Annotated in this window: 19 protein-coding genes and 1 tRNA gene; 2 read left to right on the top strand and 18 right to left on the bottom strand. The window is 62.4% G+C overall.

The genetic code is table 11. From position 1 onward, the window contains the following. Positions 1 to 28: 28 nt before the first annotated feature. The 14 genes from LB519_RS06600 to LB519_RS06535 form a co-directional block, all read right to left on the bottom strand. The gene (locus LB519_RS06600) at positions 29 to 337 is read right to left on the bottom strand and encodes a UBP-type zinc finger domain-containing protein (RefSeq protein ID WP_224619111.1); all 309 of its coding nucleotides are present in this window, start codon (positions 335 to 337) and stop codon (positions 29 to 31) included. Beyond that, positions 334 to 2019, bottom strand: a complete 1686-nt coding sequence (locus LB519_RS06595; RefSeq protein ID WP_224619110.1) for an FAD-dependent oxidoreductase — start codon at positions 2017 to 2019, stop codon at positions 334 to 336. The genes LB519_RS06600 and LB519_RS06595 overlap by 4 nt, the downstream gene beginning before the upstream one ends. A gap of 146 nt (positions 2020 to 2165) precedes the next feature. Next, positions 2166 to 2999 carry an HNH endonuclease signature motif containing protein gene (locus LB519_RS06590; protein ID WP_224619109.1) on the bottom strand — a complete coding sequence of 278 codons (834 nt, stop codon included), beginning with the start codon at positions 2997 to 2999 and terminating at the stop codon, positions 2166 to 2168. 32 nt (positions 3000 to 3031) lie between these two features. Continuing rightward, positions 3032 to 4645, bottom strand: coding sequence for an AAA family ATPase (locus LB519_RS06585; RefSeq protein WP_224619108.1), 1614 nt, complete (start codon positions 4643 to 4645; stop codon positions 3032 to 3034). A 332-nt stretch (positions 4646 to 4977) separates the two neighbouring features. Continuing rightward, positions 4978 to 5871, bottom strand: coding sequence for a nucleoside 2-deoxyribosyltransferase (locus tag LB519_RS06580; protein WP_224619107.1), 894 nt, complete (start codon positions 5869 to 5871; stop codon positions 4978 to 4980). A 313-nt stretch (positions 5872 to 6184) separates the two neighbouring features. Next, a tRNA-Leu gene (locus tag LB519_RS06575) sits at positions 6185 to 6269 on the bottom strand. A 73-nt stretch (positions 6270 to 6342) separates the two neighbouring features. Next, positions 6343 to 6963 carry a 2,3-bisphosphoglycerate-dependent phosphoglycerate mutase gene (locus LB519_RS06570; RefSeq protein ID WP_224619106.1) on the bottom strand — a complete coding sequence of 207 codons (621 nt, stop codon included), beginning with the start codon at positions 6961 to 6963 and terminating at the stop codon, positions 6343 to 6345. 33 nt (positions 6964 to 6996) lie between these two features. Beyond that, positions 6997 to 7839, bottom strand: coding sequence for a 4-hydroxy-tetrahydrodipicolinate reductase (gene dapB / locus LB519_RS06565; RefSeq protein ID WP_024502174.1), 843 nt, complete (start codon positions 7837 to 7839; stop codon positions 6997 to 6999). Beyond that, a complete protein-coding gene (locus tag LB519_RS06560) occupies positions 7836 to 9707 on the bottom strand; it encodes an ABC transporter ATP-binding protein (protein ID WP_024502175.1) in 1872 nt (623 codons plus the stop codon). Before LB519_RS06560 ends, dapB begins: the two co-directional genes overlap by 4 nt. 78 nt (positions 9708 to 9785) lie before the next feature. Then, complete coding sequence (locus LB519_RS06555) at positions 9786 to 10832, bottom strand: glucokinase (protein WP_024502176.1); 1047 nt, start codon at positions 10830 to 10832, stop codon at positions 9786 to 9788. Positions 10833 to 11018: 186 nt separating this feature from the next. Further along, a complete protein-coding gene (gene mepA / locus LB519_RS06550; RefSeq protein ID WP_024502177.1) occupies positions 11019 to 12107 on the bottom strand; it encodes a penicillin-insensitive murein endopeptidase in 1089 nt (362 codons plus the stop codon). Positions 12108 to 12256: 149 nt separating this feature from the next. Next, complete coding sequence (locus LB519_RS06545; RefSeq protein WP_024502178.1) at positions 12257 to 13156, bottom strand: SDR family oxidoreductase; 900 nt, start codon at positions 13154 to 13156, stop codon at positions 12257 to 12259. Beyond that, a complete protein-coding gene (gene queG, locus LB519_RS06540) occupies positions 13153 to 14307 on the bottom strand; it encodes a tRNA epoxyqueuosine(34) reductase QueG (protein ID WP_127368087.1) in 1155 nt (384 codons plus the stop codon). Before queG ends, LB519_RS06545 begins: the two co-directional genes overlap by 4 nt. Beyond that, positions 14288 to 14980: a glutathione S-transferase family protein gene (locus LB519_RS06535; RefSeq protein WP_013528622.1), complete on the bottom strand. Its 693-nt coding sequence runs from the start codon at positions 14978 to 14980 to the stop codon at positions 14288 to 14290. Before LB519_RS06535 ends, queG begins: the two co-directional genes overlap by 20 nt. Positions 14981 to 15140: 160 nt before the next feature. Between LB519_RS06535 and LB519_RS06530 the strand changes: the two genes are divergently transcribed. Further along, positions 15141 to 15947: an undecaprenyl-diphosphate phosphatase gene (locus LB519_RS06530; RefSeq protein ID WP_013528623.1), complete on the top strand. Its 807-nt coding sequence runs from the start codon at positions 15141 to 15143 to the stop codon at positions 15945 to 15947. A gap of 80 nt (positions 15948 to 16027) precedes the next feature. Here LB519_RS06530 and LB519_RS06525 read toward each other — a convergent pair whose 3' ends face one another. Together LB519_RS06525 and rsmI are read right to left on the bottom strand one after the other, a co-directional pair. Further along, positions 16028 to 16405, bottom strand: a complete 378-nt coding sequence (locus LB519_RS06525; protein WP_063169659.1) for a YraN family protein — start codon at positions 16403 to 16405, stop codon at positions 16028 to 16030. Beyond that, positions 16398 to 17327, bottom strand: coding sequence for a 16S rRNA (cytidine(1402)-2'-O)-methyltransferase (rsmI, locus tag LB519_RS06520; RefSeq protein WP_224619105.1), 930 nt, complete (start codon positions 17325 to 17327; stop codon positions 16398 to 16400). The genes LB519_RS06525 and rsmI overlap by 8 nt, the downstream gene beginning before the upstream one ends. A 134-nt stretch (positions 17328 to 17461) precedes the next feature. On the opposite strand from rsmI, the gene LB519_RS06515 reads away from it, so the two are divergent. Further along, positions 17462 to 17650: a hypothetical protein gene (locus tag LB519_RS06515; RefSeq protein ID WP_013528626.1), complete on the top strand. Its 189-nt coding sequence runs from the start codon at positions 17462 to 17464 to the stop codon at positions 17648 to 17650. A gap of 73 nt (positions 17651 to 17723) precedes the next feature. Here LB519_RS06515 and LB519_RS06510 read toward each other — a convergent pair whose 3' ends face one another. Then, positions 17724 to 18161 carry an EamA family transporter gene (locus LB519_RS06510; RefSeq protein WP_063173476.1) on the bottom strand — a complete coding sequence of 146 codons (438 nt, stop codon included), beginning with the start codon at positions 18159 to 18161 and terminating at the stop codon, positions 17724 to 17726. A 25-nt stretch (positions 18162 to 18186) separates the two neighbouring features. Beyond that, the gene (locus LB519_RS06505; protein ID WP_027161207.1) at positions 18187 to 18510 is read right to left on the bottom strand and encodes a low molecular weight protein tyrosine phosphatase family protein; all 324 of its coding nucleotides are present in this window, start codon (positions 18508 to 18510) and stop codon (positions 18187 to 18189) included. Position 18511: the final 1 nt, after the last annotated feature.

Here is an 18511-nt window from a genome sequence, read left to right as displayed (position 1 = left end):
AGGCTCTTCTTCGGCGTCTCCAGGGCGCTCAAACAAAGCGCGGGATCGGACCGTTCTGCGGGGTCACATCGTCGCCGAGGTCGACAAACACCTCGTCGACATAGCACCATGCCCAGCCTTCGGGTGGATCGTAGCCCTCGATGATCGGATGCTTGGTGGCGTGGAAATGCTTGGTGGCGTGGCGGTTGGGCGAGTCGTCGCAGCAGCCGATATGGCCGCAGGTACGGCACAGCCGCAGATGCACCCATTGCGACCCGCTCTTCAGGCATTCCTCGCAGCCGAGCGCGCTCGGCGTGACCTTCCTGATGTCGCGCGTATGTCTGCATTCATCCATCATGGTCTCCCGGCCATTTGAAATGTGTCGGCGTTGCCGCGCGCGAGGTAGGCATGCAGAGCCGCGACCACCTGGGCGCCTTCGCCGACAGCCGCGGCGACCCGTTTGACCGAGCCCGCACGGACATCGCCGATGGCGAATACGCCGCTGCGGCTCGTCTCCATCTGCGCCGATCCTATGTCCGATCCGGTGCGCACGAAACCCCTGGCGTCCAGCGCGACATCGCAGTTGGCCAGCCAATCGGTGTTCGGATCGGCGCCGATGAAGAGGAAGAGATGGCGGATCGGGCGCGTTGTTCCCGCGCCGCTGGCGCGGTTGCGCCAGCGCACCGTGGCAAGATTGCCGTCTTCGCCGTCCAGTGCCTCGATTTCGGTCCCGGTCAGCACCTCGATGTTCGGCTGCGCCCGGATGCGCTCTACCAGATAACGCGACATGCTGGCCTCGAGGCTGCCGCCGCGCGCCAGCAGCGCCACCTTCCGCGCATGACTGGCCAAGTAGACAGCCGCTTGCCCGGCCGAATTGCCGGCGCCGACCAGCGCCACTTCCTGGCCCGCGCAAAGCCGGCCTTCGATGGGCGACGCCCAATAGTGCACGGACGTCCCCTCGAACCGCGCCAGATCGGCGATGTCGAGGCGACGATAACGCGCGCCGCTGGCGATCACCACGCTGCGCGTGCGCACAGTCTCGCCGTCACCGACATCGAGCAGATAGCGGGCGCCTGACGTGTCGGTGGCCGCGCTCAAAAGCTTCGCCTCGTCCGGGATGACCATTTCAACGCCGAATTTCTGCGCCTGGTTGTAGGCGCGCGCCATCAGCGCCATGCCGGTGATGCCGGTCGGGAAACCGAGATAGTTCTCGATGCGCGAGGAGGCGCCGGCCTGTCCGCCGAAGGCACGGCAATCGAGCACGATCGTCGACAGCCCTTCGGATGCCGCATAGACCGCCGCCGCCAGCCCTGCCGGGCCGGCGCCGACGATGGCCACATCATACACCGTATCGGCATCGATCGGGCGCAACAGGCCGACGCAGCGGGCGAGGTCCTTTTCGCCGGGGTTCATCAGCAGCCTGCCGTTTGGACAGAGCACGATCGGCAGGTGGTGCGGATCGACCTCGAAGCGTTCGACCAGGGTTTTGGCGCAGGGATCGCTGTCGGAATCGAGCACGCGGTGCGGCTGGCCGCTGCGCGCCAGAAAACCCTGCAGCCGCAACACGTCGGCATTGTCCTGGGGTCCGATGATGATCGGCCCGCTGGTGGCGCTCTCCAAAAGCCCGACGCGGCGCAGGATCAGCGCCCGCATGATGCGCTCACCGAGATTGGCCTCCTGCACCATCAGGTCGCGCAGCCGCTGCGAGGCGATGACGAACGCCTCCACCGGCTCGGCGGCCTGCGCATTCACCAGCGAGGGACGGGCCGAAAGCTGCGCCAACTCACCGACAAAGCTGCCCGGGCCGTGCGTGACGATCGTCTCGCGCCGGCCGAGCCCGCCGTCCTGGGTGATGTCCACGCTACCCGACAGCACGACGATCAGGCCGGGCGCCACATCGCCGGCTTCGATGATGTGCTCGCCGGCTGCATAGGCGCTGGCCTCGCCGAACCGGCGCATGCGGTCGATGTCCACCTCGGCCAGCGTGGGGAACGCCTGGTCGCGGCGGGCACCGAAGATCGGGTTGATGGATTGAGCCATGGTTTTGAGCGTAGCGAAGCGGCCGCGGAGTTTGAAGCGGTTTGTGAGGGGACTGGCCGGAAGGGGAGGTTGGCGCAAAAAACTCGGACGAGCCAGGCCGCGCTATACCCTCTGCGTTCCAACGAGCGCAGCATTCGTGCGCGATGTCAGGCTAGGCCATCCCCAAATTCTAGGGTCCCGAGGGCCCGCTTGTAACCGCCATTGCAAAATTCATGGTTTGACACCAAGGACCTCAATAAGGCGACTCGCCAGTCGTTTCGCCCGAAATTTCTCGCAAGGGCGTCGGAAGTTCTCGCCAAGAATGATGACAGAGCTGCGCCACCCCCGCCAAACGCCAAGTCGAAAGCTTCTTCATAACCCGCTAGAAAGACGTTTATTGACGTTTTGAGTCTGCTGTTGAGCTGAAATTTCTCCATTTGGAATTCGGCTTTCTCCAGCATCTCATTGTTGGGATCAAGTTCATCGGTGATACCGAACAAGACTGACAGGCCACCATCGGCAGAAGTGACAATGTCGGCTCGAAGAAAATTAATCGGCGGAAGCTGATCTAAATACGGATGCACAAGCTGGTCCGATTCCTCATCAGATACAAATGCCCTCTTAATGTTATTGCAGGGGTGGCACGAGGGAATGAGATTGCGAGGATATATCGCCAAGTCCTTATATATTGACCTAGGGAGGTAGTGATCTAAGTCGGTTATTGTCGGCGCGCTGCAGTATGGGCAGAGCCGCGCTCCACTTTTCAAAGTCTCCCGTAGCCTCTCCAAGCGTCCGCGGATTTGAACGTGGTTATACGCGTCGCGTATGGCATTCGATAGTTCTTCGCTGACGGAAGGGGCGGCAAGATTATCGGACCCCCGCCCCTGTGCCGCGTCGTACTCTCCATATCGTACCACGACAGCAGCACATTCATCGTCCGTGAGGTCGTATGGCGCGTCTCCCCGATCCCGGGAAAGCGCAAGCTTGAGTTGTTCAGACACTTCAGAAACGTCCGGCGAAATCAGTGTCCACATTATGTTTCGGACCGCGGCGTCGAAGCCAATATGCTCATGACATAGGCGCGCGCCTGCGTACTCAGCCCTTGGGGAAATAGTAGCTCAATCGGCTCCAGATCTCGGTATGAGCGTGCAAGTGCCCGCAGGATGGAGTGATAGTCGGTTGCTTCGGTATCAAGGGCAAAAACCTCGTTCGTGATTGCACCGATACTCTCGCCAAAAGTTTCAATTTCCGGGGGAAACACTCGCCCGCTTTCGCCGACTCTCACAATTTTATGCACTTGGCTGGCCAACGTTTCCTGGAGGACTACAGGAGAATGGGTGGCCACAACCGCAAATGCTTGAAGTTCATTAAGTGCAAATCTGAGACTGTGCATCAACGCCGCGAGAAGAGGAGGATGGAGATGAGTTTCAGGCTCATCAAATAATATAAGCGCCTTGCGCTCAGCATAGGAAACGACCGAAGCAATTACATGGAATGCTATTTTATGCCCGGTGCTAAGTGAGTGAAATTTTTGCCGTACATTTCCCGACAAGAATGACATGATGTCCGGAGAATTTGACGAATATAGGGAAGGATCTAGGAATAACGGTAGGGAACAGCGCCGCAACGTCCCTAGCCGATCAGCTTGTTCGATCCGATTGATTGCTTCGGCGAACTCGTCAGTAAGGCGATCCAACGATTTTATTCGATTTGTAGGCAGCCGGTCTAGTTCTGTCTCACCATCAGACGAACTTGCTGGTTCGTCCATTTCGAGCGCGAGATCACGCAGCCCGCAGAACATGTATCGACCGGTCCCGCTTCTGATTTCCTTGGCAACTTGAAGCCTTTCCTCCGATGTAATGCCTGGAGCCGCAAAACTGTCGAACGCGCTGTAGCTAATTGTCACAATTCGCGTAAACCCCAACCCGCCCGGATCAAGAGTACCCAAATTCTCAAGCTTTGCGCGATCCCGTGCGGAGGCGTGGGCGACCCTAGCTAATCGGGCCAACAAAGTGCTTTTCCCAGACCCGTTTCTCCCGATAAGCACAGCGAGTCGTGCTGGCAGTTTTGGACGATTTTCTCCGGGCATGGCGAAGATATCGTTTAGCTGTGACGGAGGTGCAGAGAAATTAAAGTCGATGCGATCTTCCCACCCGGCAGCGTGAAAAGAGAAGCGCAGATCGGAGCCAGGGAGAGCTGTATAATCTCGTTCGACCAACGCTCTTGCCGTGGGAACAAAATCCCGATCCAGGGTGCGAAAGAGGGATGTGCGCCAACCCTCCTCCTCCTCAAATTCCTTCACGAGGTCTGGGTGCTTGATGACATCTCGCAGCCCAGAAAGCACTGAAATTCGAATTGGTTCGTCCAGTGTCGCAAGGCGCTCATAGTAGTCTAGGCTTTGACCGATCGAGCAAAAGTTTTCGTCAAGATCGCCAATCGGTCCGACTTTCAGCTGCAACGTATCGGAAGGCGCTTGACCGCGTCGTAGTATTTTTACGTCGCCAATTAATGTTGGATCCCCAGACCCAATCCCGTGATACAGTTGATACAAAGTCTGATAGCTAAAATCGTTCCAATTGTCCTGACGAAGAATGAACCCTAGAGAGTCGTGTGGAACGCGCCCCGGCGGTATTACTTGAAACGGCATAATGTCCGCAGTTTCCTGATCGAGATAGCTTCTTTGAAGCAGTAATGGAATTTAGCTTACAGTTTTGGGATCGTTATGTCGATGCTAGCCGTCGTTCGTACCCTCATTTTAGACGGGAAAGCACTACGGGGCGTCTTGAGTTGCCATTGAAGGTCTTTGTTTCGCATAGTCTCTGCCTCCACATTCGCTCAATATCGGCTTCGGTCATGATGGAAATATCTGGTCGCGGCGGGCGGCGATATTCTCGGCGGTCGCGTTTTCAGTCGGCCTGAATGGCGCTCAGAAAGGCATTTGCCACCTTGGGCACCCAATGAGTTCAATATCAGCCCCTCTCAACTCTTTGGAGGCCCTCCTGTCAGGTTCTCAAGGCGTCGCATTAGCATGTCGCCGAGTTCCGACAGATTTTTGTAATCCGGACAGTTATAGGCTGCTATGTCAAAGTGTATCGGAGTACCCGCTTTTCGATACATGCTCACGCGCCTTCCAATCGCATGAGCATAGCCAATTTCGTAGTAAACGCTCGGCCGCTCTCCAGTTATGTCAGCGATTAGGAACTCTGCAGTTTTTATTTCGTCCAGTATGCGATCAGTGATGACATCTCCGTGCTCGATGTCGTCGGCGCGAACCGCCGTGACGCCAAACTTTGCACAGCACTCCTTTATCCTGTCGCTAACATCTTCCAACTCCGGCTTATCCTTCGAAATCCACATCATGATGAAGGCCGTGTCAGGTCGATAACCCGCCGCGATAGGCCCCGATCCGGCAATCGGAAGATCCCTACCTTCAGACGGTCGTAGGTCTGCGATCTCTAGCCGGCTCTCAAGCGAGGCAAACCAACGTTCGAAAGCCTCCTTTGAATCGGAGGGATTGGCTTTTATCTCGGATTCCGAGGGCGGTTGCACGCCGAGCACCTGGCCTTCATCGTGCAGAACCTCAATGCCTGCTGACTCGAATGTCCGGAATCGAAGCGCGGCTCGCATGCCTTTAAATGCGTAACCCGCTTCACGCTGGTCCACCTCAGTTAACAGGGGAGATCGTCGGATAGTAGAAGCCGTATCTTGTGCCAGCTCGGCAAGCCGACCTGCCAAACCCTGCCCACTATTTCGCAGTTCATCCGTTGCCTTTCCCCAATAGCCGTCGTCCGATAAGTTTCGATCGTAGGTGTCGAAATGTGCATCGGCCATGGACGTGGGGAGCGATGATATCGCGTCATAAAAATAGGCCAAGGCCTCCATTCGAATCGACTGAAGCCTTTGGAGAACGGACAAGTCGATAGAGACTGTAGCTGGCACCTTTTCCTCCCAACGCGTGCTTGGCACGGTTATAACAAAACGCGCCGAAACAGCCAGCCGGTCTGAGCCAATATCGCGGGCAGCTGGTAGGAGGAACCCACCATGATCTGAGTGAGGCCCAGCGCCGTGAGATCTGGAGGCCGTCAAGCGACGACAAACCCTGCTGCGGCTGAGCAAAGAAAAAGCCCGGACGAACCGGGCTTTTTCTCTAAGTTTCTGAACCGTCGAGTGGTTCGAAACGGGAATTTGGTGCCCAGAAGAGGACTCGAACCTCCACTCCTTGCGGAACACGGACCTGAACCGTGCGCGTCTACCAATTCCGCCATCTGGGCTGGTGCGGGCTCATGTAAGCGGGCAAGCGATGTGTGTCAACGCGCTTTTTTCGCAGGTGCTCCGTTCGCCGGCTCAGTCGTCCAGCACTTCCTTGGAAGCGACGGTGGAATCGGCGTTGAGCTGGTAGATGACCGGCACGCCGGTGCCGAGTTCCAGCTTGACGATCTCCTCACCCGACTTGCCGTCGAGCGCCATGATCAGCGCGCGCAGGGAGTTGCCGTGCGCGGCGACCAGCACGGTGCCGCCGCGCAGCACATGCGGCTGCAAATCGTGCAGGTAATAGGGCCAGACGCGGGCGCCGGTGTCCTTCAGGCTTTCGCCGGCAGGCGGCGGCACGTCGTAGGAGCGGCGCCAGACATGCACCTGCTCCTCGCCCCATTTCTTGCGGGCGTCGTCCTTGTTGAGGCCGGAGAGGTCGCCATAGTCGCGCTCGTTGAGCGCCTGGTCGCGGATGGTCTTCAGGTCGCCCTGGCCGACCGCGTCGAGGATGTGCTGGCAGGTCTTTTGCGCCCGGATCAGCGCCGAGGTGAAGGCGATGTCGAATTTCAGGCCACGCGTCTTGAGCTTTTGCCCGGCGGCCTTGGCCTCGGCGTGGCCCTGTTCGGTCAGGTCGACGTCGCGCCAGCCGGTGAACAGGTTCTTCAAATTCCATTCGCTCTGGCCGTGGCGCACGAGCACGAGGGTTCGCGACATGTTTGCTCCTTCAGGTTTATGGATCAGGCCGGCTCAGCTGAGGCCGAGCACGTCCCGCATCGAATACAGTCCCGGCTTTTTGCCGCGCGCCCAAAGCGCCGCCTTGACGGCGCCGCGGGCGAAGATGGCGCGGTCCTCGGCGTGGTGCGACAGGGTGATGCGCTCGCCGGTGCCGGCCAGCATCACGCTGTGGTCGCCGACGACAGAGCCGCCGCGCAGCGTGGCAAAGCCGATCGAGCCCGTCTTGCGCACCCCGGTGTGGCCGTCGCGGACGCGCACGTCGTTGCCTGAGAGCTCGATACCACGTCCGGCGGCGGCGGCTTCACCCAGCAGCAGCGCCGTGCCCGAAGGCGCGTCGACCTTGTGCTTGTGGTGCATTTCGAGGATCTCGATGTCGAAGTCGTCGGCATCGAGCGCGCGCGCCGCCTGCTCGACCAGCACCGCCAGCAGATTGACGCCGAGGCTCATATTGCCCGACTTGACGATCGTCGCATGGCGCGCCGCCGCAGCGATCCTGGCATTGTCATCGGCCGAACAGCCGGTCGTGCCGATGACATGGACGATGCGCGCCTGCGCCGCGTAGCCGGCGAATTCGACCGTCGAAGCAGGCGTGGTGAAATCGAGCACACCGTCGGCCTTGGCGAACACCGGCAGCGGATCGTCGCTGATCGGCACGTTGATGATGCCGATGCCGGCCAGCTCGCCGGCATCCTTGCCCAGATGCGGCGAATCCGCCCGCTCGACCGCGCCGATGACCCGCGCGCCTGATATAGAGTGAATGGCGCGGATCAGCGTCTGGCCCATGCGGCCGGCGGCGCCCACCACCACCAGGCCCATATCATTTGCCGGTCCGTCGGTTGCGGGCGTGGCGCTCATGTCGTGCTCCCGGCGATGCTCTGCGTGTCGATGCCTTGTGACAGGCGTTGCGCCGAAGTCCGGATCGGCGCGCTGTCGTCGACAAGCCCCAGACCCTTGACGCCCTGGATACGGTGGAAGCGGGCATAGACGCTGTGCGGATCGGCCATCAGCGAGGCGTGCGTGCCTTCCTCGACCAGCCGGCCCTGTTCCATGACGATGATGTGGTCGGCATTGACCACCGTCGACAGCCGGTGCGCGATGACGATGGTGGTGCGGCCTTCCATGACCTTTGTCAGCGCCTGCTGGACGCGAGCCTCGGCCTCGTTGTCGAGCGCCGATGTCGCTTCGTCGAGCAAAAGGATCGGTGCCTGCCGCACGATGGCCCGCGCGATCGAGACGCGCTGGCGCTGGCCGCCGGACAGCGTCACGCCATTCTCGCCGACCGGCGTGTCGTAGCCCTGCGGCTGCTGGCGAATGAAGTCGTCGGCCGCGGCTTGGCCCGCGGCCTGTTCGATCTCGGCATCGGTGGCGCTCAGCCGGCCGTAGCGGATATTGTCGCGGATGGTGCCTTCGAACAGATAGGGCTGCTGCGAGACATAGGCGATGGAACCGCGCAGCGACTGTTTGGTGACCTTCGAGATGTCCTGGCCGTCGATCTCGATCGACCCCGCCTCGACATCGTAGAAGCGCTGCAGCAGCGCCACCAATGTCGTCTTGCCGGCGCCCGAAGCGCCGACGATTGCCGTCACCTTGCCGGCCGCGGCGACGAAACTCAGATCCTGCAGCACCGGAGCCTCCTCGACATAGCGGAAGGAGACGTTGTTGAAACGCACTTCGCCGGAGGTGAATTTCGCCTCGGCGGCGCCTTGGGCGTCGCTCTGCTGCGGCTCGATGTCGAGAAGCTCGTAGATCATGCGCGCATTCACAAGCGCGCGTTCCATGCCGACCTGCATGCGCGCCAGACGGCGGGCCGGATCATAGGCGAGCGTCAGCGCCGTGATGAAGGAAAACACCGCGCCCGGCGGCTGGCCGAGAACGGTGGCCCGGTAGCCGGAATAGGCGATGACGCTGGCGAAGGCGATGCCGGCCAGCAGTTCGGAAACCGGCGTCAGCCGCTCGGAGACGCGAGCGATCTTGTTCGACCGCTGCTCGGCATCCTCGGCGAGCTGGCTGATCCGGCGCGACAGCTCGTCCTCCATGGTGAAGGCCTTGACGATGGCGATGCCTTGCGTGGCTTCCTGCATGGCGCCGATCAGCCGAGAGTTGATCTGCACCGATTCGCGCGTGATGCGGCGCACCCGGCGCATCAGATAGGTGACGGTCCAGATCAGCGGCGGCCCGATCAGCAGCGAACTCAAGGAGAGTATCGGATCCTGGTAGATCATCACGCCGACCAGGCCGACCAGCGAGACGGCATCACGCGCGGTCGAGGTCACCGTCATCGACAACAGGTCGCGAATGCCGTTGACGTTCTCGTTGACCTGCGCGGCCAGCCGCCCGGACCTTGTGTCGTTGAAGAAGGAGACGCCAAGCTTCATCAGATGGTTGAAGATGCGCTGCTGATAGCGCGCCACCAGATTGTTGCCGATCCTGGCCATCGTCACCGCCTGGCCGTAGCCGGCAAGGCCGCGCAGGATGAAGGCACCGAGCAGTGCGGCGCAGATCCATGGGATCAGGTCGCCGCGTCGTTCGTAGAAGATCTGGTTGACGACCGGGCTCATGATCCAGGCGGCAAGCGCCGTCGTCGCCGACACGGTCAGCAGGCAGAGGATGGTGAAAACATACGCGCCCCGATAGTCGCGGCCATTTTCCTGGAGGATACGGCGGATGACCGCCACGATCTCTCCCGCACGGGGTTTCGACAAATTGGGGGGCTGAAATGTCAAATTGGAGCGCTTCGTAGATTTCCGCTTCCCGCGGCCGGGCAATTTGGCACCCCTCTTAACGCCAAGCAGCCAGCTTGCCTATGCCTCGGGGTGACTAACTTCGTCGCGCCAGCGCCGGCCCGAAGTCTGGACGCCGAACAGCGAGGGGTTCCTGGCATAGGCGGCAAGGCCCAGAAGTGCGGCCAGCGGATGGGTGATGACATAGACCGGCATGGTGCGCATCATCGCGCTGTGCGGCGCCTTGTCCTCGAAAGCGGCACGGAAATTGCCGGCTTTCAGCGCCGGCACGATCTTCTGCGCGATGCCACCGGTGAGAAACACGCCGCCGCGGCTCATGAACACCAGAGCAAGGTCGCCTGCGGTGCGCCCAAGGCAGGTGACGAAGGTCTCCAGCGCTTCCTCGGCAACCGGATCGGTTTTCGCAAGTGCCGCGGCAGTGATCTCGGCCGGCGTGGTGAAGGGCGACGGCTTGCCGTCCGCCTTGGCAACCGCCCGATAGACATTGACCAGACCGCGTCCGCACAGGATCTGCTCACCCGAAATGCGGCCCTCCAGCTTCTCGATATGCGGAAAAACCTCGAAATCGCGGGCCGAGCGCGGACCGATGTCCATATGGCCGCCCTCGCCGGGCACCGGTATCCAGTGGTGCAGCGCATGGACCAGCCCGGCGACGCCGAGCCCGGTTCCGGGGCCGAGCACGACGCGGCCGGCATTGGGCTCCGGCGTGCCGCCGCCGATCTTTTCCATGTGCTCCTCGCCGAGCGCGACGACGGCCAGCGCCTGCGCCTCGAAATCGTTGAGCACGACGATGTCGCTCAGGCCGAGGCTGGCGAACATTTTTCTCGGCTTGACGATCCAGGGGCAGTTGGTCAGTTCGATCTCGTCGCCGTCGACCGGACCGGCCACCGCCAGCACCGCCGAATTGGGACGCACCGACGAGCGATCGAGCACGGCCGCCTGGATCGCCTCGTCGATGGTGTTGTAGTTCGCCGTCTGGACGATGGTCGGCTCGCCTGCCTCGGAATTGGCGTCGAGCACGACCGAAAAGCGCGCATTGGTGCCGCCGATGTCGCCGATAAGGATCGGAAACCGCAACAAAGTATCGTCGTCGCCTGTGCCTGGCATGCTCTCGTCCGTCTCCGGCGCCACCGACGGCATCTAGCCGTTCTTCCGTTGACTAGCGCATGGGTTTGAAAAGGGAAACGGTTTTCGACCCCGGTGGCGCGCTGAGGCCGGCTGTGCGGCCAAACCGCCACGGTTTCGCAAAAATGAGGTCCTGAACCGGTTGAGCCCGTCTATGAGCCGTGACCGTCAGTTTCCTGGCGGCCGCGGCCGCGGCAGCGGCACGCCGATCTCGGGGGTCGCCGTGAAGGCGTTCACCGTGCTTGGCAAGCCGGCGGCGGCCGGCGTGGCGGGCAATGACGGCGCTTCGGGTTCGGGTGCGGCAGCCGCGACCGGCACGCCGCCGCCGTGATAGGTCGCCGCCTCGGCGGAAACCGGCCCCGGCGCGTCGAGCACGGCGCGGCATTCGCTCGGCAGGTTCGCCATCGTCATCAGGTCGCGTGCCTTGGGCGCATCCGGGTTCTTGTTGGGCCGCCACGGCTCCTGCGTGAACCACCAGGCCAATGGCTTGCCGCAACCGTCATCGTCCGGCGTCGCTTCCTGCGCCTTGCAGCCGGGGGATCCCGGCTGACAGCCGATGCGCATGTGAAAATGATAGTCGTGGCCCCAAAACGGGCGGATCTTGCGCAGCCAGCCGCGGTCGCCCCTGACGGTGTCGCAGAGCTTCTTCTTGATGCCCGGATTGACCAGGATGCGCTCGACCTGGCTGTAGCTCGCCGCCCGCTTCAGAAGCCTTGTGTGTGCCGGCGTCCACAGCGCGTCCTTCACCAGATGGGTCTTCTCATCGACCATCAAGGTGGCGCTCATCGATTCGCGCTGCGCCATCGACAGCGGGCGGCTGGGCATCGGCGTCAGCCAGATGTCGGCGTCGAGCCCGATCTGGTGCGAGGCATGCCCGGTCATCATCGGGCCGCCGCGCGGCTGCGAAATGTCGCCGATCAGCAGGCCCGGCCAACCATCGGCTGCCGCGTCGCGCGACAATTTCTCGATCACTGCGATCATAGCCGGATGGCCCCAGCGACGGTTGCGGGACGGCCGCATCACCTCCCAGGTCGGACCGTCCATGGGAATGGCGACGCCGCCGGCAAAACAGCCCTTGGAATAGAAGCCGATCGATTGCGCCGCGCTCGCGGCTGGCAGTTTCTTGGCGCCGAACAGGTCTTTTGCCCGTTCCTCGGCCGCGGCCGGCCGTACGGCTAGACCGGCAAGGACGAACAGGCCGAGAGCGGCCGCCAGCCTGAATTTTTTGCCGAGAGATGGCTGTATCGGTGTTTTCATGAAACCGGATCCCCACCAGGCCGAATCATAGCATGCAACGCGGAACGCTTCGATCGACAGAGCGGTTCACCGAAACGGTGAACCGCTCTGTCTCTGTTTTGACGCAATCCCGGACGGAGAACCGTGTCACACTTTTCCTGGAATTGCTTTTAGCGCTTCATCGGGCTGCGCGCCTCGCCGTCGCGCCAGTCGTCGCTCGCCCACATATGGTCGAAGGCGGCGCGGTAGTCTGGAAAGCGCAGGGAATAGCCCGCCGCCTTGATCGCCGCGTTGCCGACGCGCTTGTTCTCGCCATAGAAGGACCGCGCCATGGGCGAAAGTTGGGCGGCGTCGAAAGGAATCTCGGGCGGCGGCTCTATACCCATCAGCGAAGCGGCATAGGCGACGACATCCTGCGGCGGCGCCGGCAGATCGTCGGTGACGTTGAAGATGCCGCCTTTATTGCCTTGGATGAGCTGCCACAGGGAGCCTGCAATGTCGTCGCAATGGATGCGGTTGAACACTTGGTCCGGCTTGACCAGCCGCCTTGCGCTGCCGTTTTCCAGATTGAGCAGGGCATTGCGGCCCGGCCCGTAAATGCCGGAGAGTCGCAGGATCGCCACCGGCCGGCGAATCTCGCGGCCCAGCTCCAGCCAGTCCTGCTCTGCCGCCACCCGCATCATCGAACGCTTCGACACCGGCCGGCATTCAGCCGTTTCATCGACCCATGCGCCGTCATAATTGCCGTAAACCCCGACCGTAGAGAGATAGCCGATCCATTCCAGCAAAGGCATTTGAGCGATTGCCTCTCGCGCGGCACCCAGCACGGGATCGCCGGCCTCCTCCGGGGCGACCGAAATCAGCAGATGCGTTGTTTTCCGCAATGCATCGCCAATCTCATCCGTCAGCGCACCGTCGAACAACAGCGGGGCGATGCCGGCCTGCCGTAGCGTCTCGAATTTTTCCGGCGAGCGTGTCGTGCCGAAGATCGTCGCGGCGCCTTTGTTGGCCCGAGCAAAAGCCCTGCCCGAATAGCCGGCGCCGAAGATGAATATCTGCTTTTCGCTCATGCATTCGCCCTGGTTGGCCGCGCCAGACGCCATTCGTCGCGCACGGCTTCGTCGCTCTCGGTTTTCAGGCCGATGGCTGCCCTTTCTGAATATTCGGCGTTGGGCACCAGCCGCGCCAGCGCCCATATTGCCGCGCCCCGCACCAGCGGGGACGGATCGCCGAGCAGCGCAAGCACCGCGCCGGACAGCGACGCTTCGCCGGAATTGCCGGCGGCGATCAGCACGTTGCGGATGAACCGATCGCGGCCGATGCGTTTTATCGGCGAACCGGAGAAGAAAGCGCGGAAGGCCGCGTCATCGAGACCCAAAAGGTCGGCGAGCGGTGGTTCGCGCAGATCATCGCGCGCGGCGAGTTTTGCTTCCGAAGCCGCCCGGGCGAATTTGTTCCACGGGCAGGCGGCTAAACAGTCATCGCAGCCATAGATGCGGTTGCCGATCTTTTCGCGGAATTCGTGCGGAATCGGCCCCTTGTTCTCGATGGTGAGATAGGAAATGCAGCGCCGCGCATCGAGCCGGTAGGGCGCCGGAAAAGCATCGGTCGGGCATGCGTCGAGGCAGGCGCGGCAGGAGCCGCAATGGTCGATTTCGGCGCGGTCGGGCACCAGTTCAGCGGTGGTGAAGATGGTGCCGAGGAACAGCCAGGAGCCGTGCTCGCGGCTGACCAGATTGGTGTGTTTGCCTTGCCAGCCAAGCCCGGCGGCTTCGGCCAGCGGCTTTTCCATGACAGGTGCGGTGTCGACGAACACCTTCACGTCACCGCCGGCGCGGGCAACGAGCTTGCCGGCGATCTCCTTCAGCCGGCCTTTCATCACATCGTGATAGTCGCGGTTTTGCGCATAGACCGAGATCGCGCCGCGGTCGCGCTTGGCCAGCACTTCGCGAAGATCATGGTCGGGGCCGTAGTTCATCGCCAGCACGACGATCGAGCGTACCTGCGGCCAGAGGGCCGTTGGTTCACTGCGGCGTTGCAGCGTCTCGGCGATCCAGTCCATTGAGCCGTGAAAGCCATCGGCGACGAATTCGGCCAGGCGCGCCGGCGCCAGCGGGATCGCATCGGGGGAGGTGACGGCGACGGCATCGAAGCCGGCGCGCTGCGCCTCAGCGTCGATCAGCGCGCGCAGTTTTGCGGCGTCAGAAGTCGAGGTCCGCATAATGCGACACCGGTGACAGGCCGCGCACCCGGTCGGTCAAAAGCGGCCGGAAGGAAGGCCGCGACTTGACCCGCGTGTACCATTCGCGAGCAGCGCTGTGCTCGCGCCAGTCTATCTCGCCGAGATAATCGAGCACCGACAGCGTCGCCGCGGCCGCGAGATCGGCATAGGTGACCCTCGAGCCGGCCAGCCAATGGCGGGTGCCGGCCAGCCAGTTGGTGTATTTCATGTGCTGGCGGATGTTGGCGCGCGCCGCACGGATCGCGCCCGAGTCGGGCGAGCCGCCGCCCGCCGTTTCCGGCATGACCGGCTTCAGCACGCGCTCACGCACCAGATGACGGGTGACTTCGCTTTCAGCCTTGTTGAGATACCAGTCGATGAGCCGGCGGATTTCGGCGCGCTGCATCGGGTCCTCGGCGAACAGCCGCTTGTCGCGCTTCAGCACGCCGCGCGTTTCATCGAGATATTCCGATATGACCGTCGCGCCGACGATCGGCACGTCGCCTTCGGCCAGCAGGATCGGCAGCGTGCCGGCCGGGTTCAGCGCCAGGAACTCCTTGCGCCGGGTCCACGGCTTTTCCTCGATCAAAGCCAGCTCCTCGCCATACTCGCCGAATGCGAGGCGGACGAAGCGACAGGTGGCGAACATGGGGTGGTGGAAAAGCGTGAGCATGGTTCCGCGATGATAAAGCGCACTGGCGAATCGCAGGGCGCACCGGTAAGTCTTGGCCGCCCGGTTAGCGGGCCGTCAGGGTGTTGCGACCTATAGGGGGACTTCAACGCCATGACAAGCAAGCCCTTCTGTCAGCCGTCACGCCAATGCCGAGGTAGCCATGGAAAGCCAGACCATCGTCGAAGCCCTGCTGCTCGGCCTGCTGGAGGGGCTGACCGAGTTCATACCGGTGTCCTCGACCGGCCATATCCTGCTCGCTGGCCATTTCCTCGGCTTCCACTCGACCGGCAAGGCCTTCGAGATCCTGATCCAGCTCGGCGCCATCCTGGCGATCCTCAGCGTTTATTTCCGCCGCCTCTGGAAAATGCTGCTCGAACTGCCGCACGACCGACTGACCAGGCATTTCGTCATCGGCATCCTCATCGCCTTCCTGCCGGCGGCATTCATCGGCGCGCTGGCGCATGATTTCATAAAGACGGTGCTGTTCGAATCGCCGAGGCTGATCTGCATCATGCTGATTATCGGCGGCGTCGTGCTGCTGGTGGTCGACCGCATGAACCTCAAGCCGGTTTATCGCGATGTCGAGCGCTTCCCGACCCGGCTTTACCTGCAGATCGGGCTTTTCCAGTGCCTGTCGCTCATTCCCGGCACATCGCGTTCGGGCTCGACCATCGTCGGCGCCCTGCTTTTGGGCGTCGATAAGCGCGCGGCCGCTGAATTTTCCTTCTTCCTTGCAATCCCGACCATGGTCGGCGCCTTCGCCTTCGACCTGTTCAAGAACCGCAACGTGCTGAGCAGCGCCGACCTGCCGATCATCGCCGTCGGCTTCGTCGCCGCCTTCGTCACGGCGCTCATCGTCGTGCGCTTCCTGCTCGATTACGTCTCGCGCAAGGGTTACTCGCTGTTCGGCTGGTGGCGGCTGGTGGTGGGCGGTGTCGGGTTGGTGGCGTTGATGATCTGGGGGTGAGGAGTGTTCCGCGTAGCGGCCCTCACGCTTCGTCCCACGGGCTCCGCCCGTGGATGACGAATGAAGGAGGGCTGCCCCCTCTAACTCTTCCCATAAAACGCGTTCTCGACATGCACCGGCCAGCGCCAGGGCAGCACGGCGACCATGTCGAAGCGCATCGACAGCCTGCCGTAGTCCGCTTGGCGCGACAGCCAGATGTCGGCCGCGCCTTCTATTCGACGTTCCGATTCGTGGCCGATCGCCTCCATGGCTTCCATCAGCGACCGGCGCGCCTTGACCTCGACGAACAGCACCAGGTCGCCGCGCCGCGCGATCAGGTCGATCTCGCCGAAGCGCGTGCGGTGGCGGCGCGCCAGGATCCGGTAGCCCTTCAGCATCAGCGCTGCCGCCGCCAGCCATTCGCTGCGATGGCCGCGCCGATAGGCTTTTTGGCGGCTGGCGCTCGGGCGTTCAGCCACCGTCGCTTTCTCCCGAAGCATCCTTGAGCTCCAGCAATCGCCGATAGAGCGCCTGTTTCTGGCCGCCGGTCATCTTCGCGGCTTCCGCCGCCGCCTTGGAGGCCGGCATCTCGGCGGCAAGCGACAGAAGCAAACGGTCGATGTCGGCGGGTTCGTCGACCCTGGCCTCGGCCGGAGCGACGCAGACGACGATCTCGCCCTTCGGCGTATCGGCCGCGGCATAGTGGTCGGCCAGCGCCTGCAGCGTGCCGGTTCGCATCTCCTCGAAGGTCTTGGTCAATTCCCTGCCGATCGCGGCTTTTCGCTCGCCGCCCAGCGCTTCGACCATGGCACCGAGGGATTCGGCCAGCCGGCGCGGCGATTCGAAGAAAATCAATGTCGCCGGCACGGCTTTCAGTGCCTCCAGCCGCGTCAGCCGCTGCCCGGTCTTCACCGGTAAAAATCCGGCGAACATGAAGGCATCGGAGGGCAGGCCGGATGCGGTCAACGCCGCGAGCGGCGCCGATGGGCCGGGGATAGGCACGACGCGAATGCCGTGGTCGAGCGCCTCGCCGACCAGCCGGTAGCCGGGATCGGACACCAGCGGCGTGCCGGCATCGGAGATCAGCGCCACGCTCTGTCCGGCCTGGAGCGCCGCGATCAGCTTCGGCCCGGCCTCGCCGGCATTATGCTCATGATAGGCTGTGGTGCGGCGGCGGATGCCATAACGGTCGAGCAGCACGCGCGACACCCGCGTGTCTTCGCAAGCGACGATGTCGGCGGCGGCCAGCGTCTCCAGCGCGCGCAGCGTGATGTCGGCGAGATTGCCGATCGGCGTCGCCACCAGATAGAGCGCCGGCTCCAGCGGCCGGGCCGCGATCTCGGTCTGCCCGACCAAATAGCTGCGCTTGCCCGTCTCTGCGGTCACTGACGACTTCTCCATTCAGCCCTGTTTGGCACGGCTGACGCGGGCTTGCAAAAGCTGATGCCGATGTAGGGAATTCGCCTTTCCTTTGCCACAGTGGGGAACCAAACCGGCGTTGGCAGATTAGCCCCCTGATTCCGGAGGAGGACAGGATGGACAGCCTCAAGATACAAGACGCTTTCGAACCCTACTATGCCGGCCGCAACCGCGTTGCCACCCCCAGGGACAAGCGCCCGTCTGCCAAGACCGAGCACAGCCTGACCGAAGAGCGCGTCGCCAGCACCTTGCCGACGAACGTCAGCCTTTCCGACAACAAACCCGACAGCACGACGGAGCACTGACCGGACGATGCCCAATCGCTTCGATATCTTCATCACCCGTCTTGAAACGAAGAACGCACGCCATGGCGCGCAACTACCCTCGATAGGCGACCAGCACAGCACCCGCCGCGATAAGGGTGACGCCAAGCCAGTTCGCTCCGGACAACCGCTCGCCGAGAAAGGCCGCGCCAAACACCGCCACAAGCACGACGCTTAGCTTGTCGATCGGCGCCACCTGCGCCGCATTGCCGATCTTCAGGGCGCGAAAATAGCAGAGCCATGAAGCGCCGGTCGCCAGACCGGACAGGGCGAGGAAAGCCCAGGTCTTTCCCGAGATCGTAGCCGGCGACTGGAATTGGCCGCTGGCGAGCAGGATGGCACCGAGCACGATCAGGATGATGATCGTGCGGATGAAGGTGGCGAAATCGGAATTGATGTTCTCGATGCCGACCTTGGCGAAGATCGCCGTCAGGGCAGCGAATGCAGCCGAGAGCAGTGCCCAGAATTGCCAGGAGGATACGGTCAGGTTCATGCGGGTGGCCTTCGCGGATGGCGTCTTAACCGAGATACCGCGAAACGCGTGCCTTCAGAAGGCCAATCAACTCCAGATCCATGAATTCATAATTGTCAGGTATGTCGAGGCAGATCACACGCGCCTTCTTCAGGCTGGCCCTGAATTTCTTCTGCAGCTTGGTGCGGTGCGCCTTTTCCATGACGAAGATGATGTCGGCCCAAGCGACCAGCTCATGCGTCAGCGGCGTGTCGGCATCGTGGTTGGTTCCGGCCGAGGCCACCTCGATATCACGGCGCGTTGAAAACACCTGTTCGGCGGTCGGGCTGCGCAAGCGGTTCTGGCTGCAGACGAAAAGGACGTTCTTCAAG

The sequence above is a fragment of the Mesorhizobium sp. AD1-1 genome (genome assembly GCF_020164655.1).
GTDB lineage: Bacteria > Pseudomonadota > Alphaproteobacteria > Rhizobiales > Rhizobiaceae > Mesorhizobium > Mesorhizobium ciceri.
Note: the sequence above shows the minus strand (reverse complement) of the source record. Positions and strands in the feature narration are given on the sequence as shown.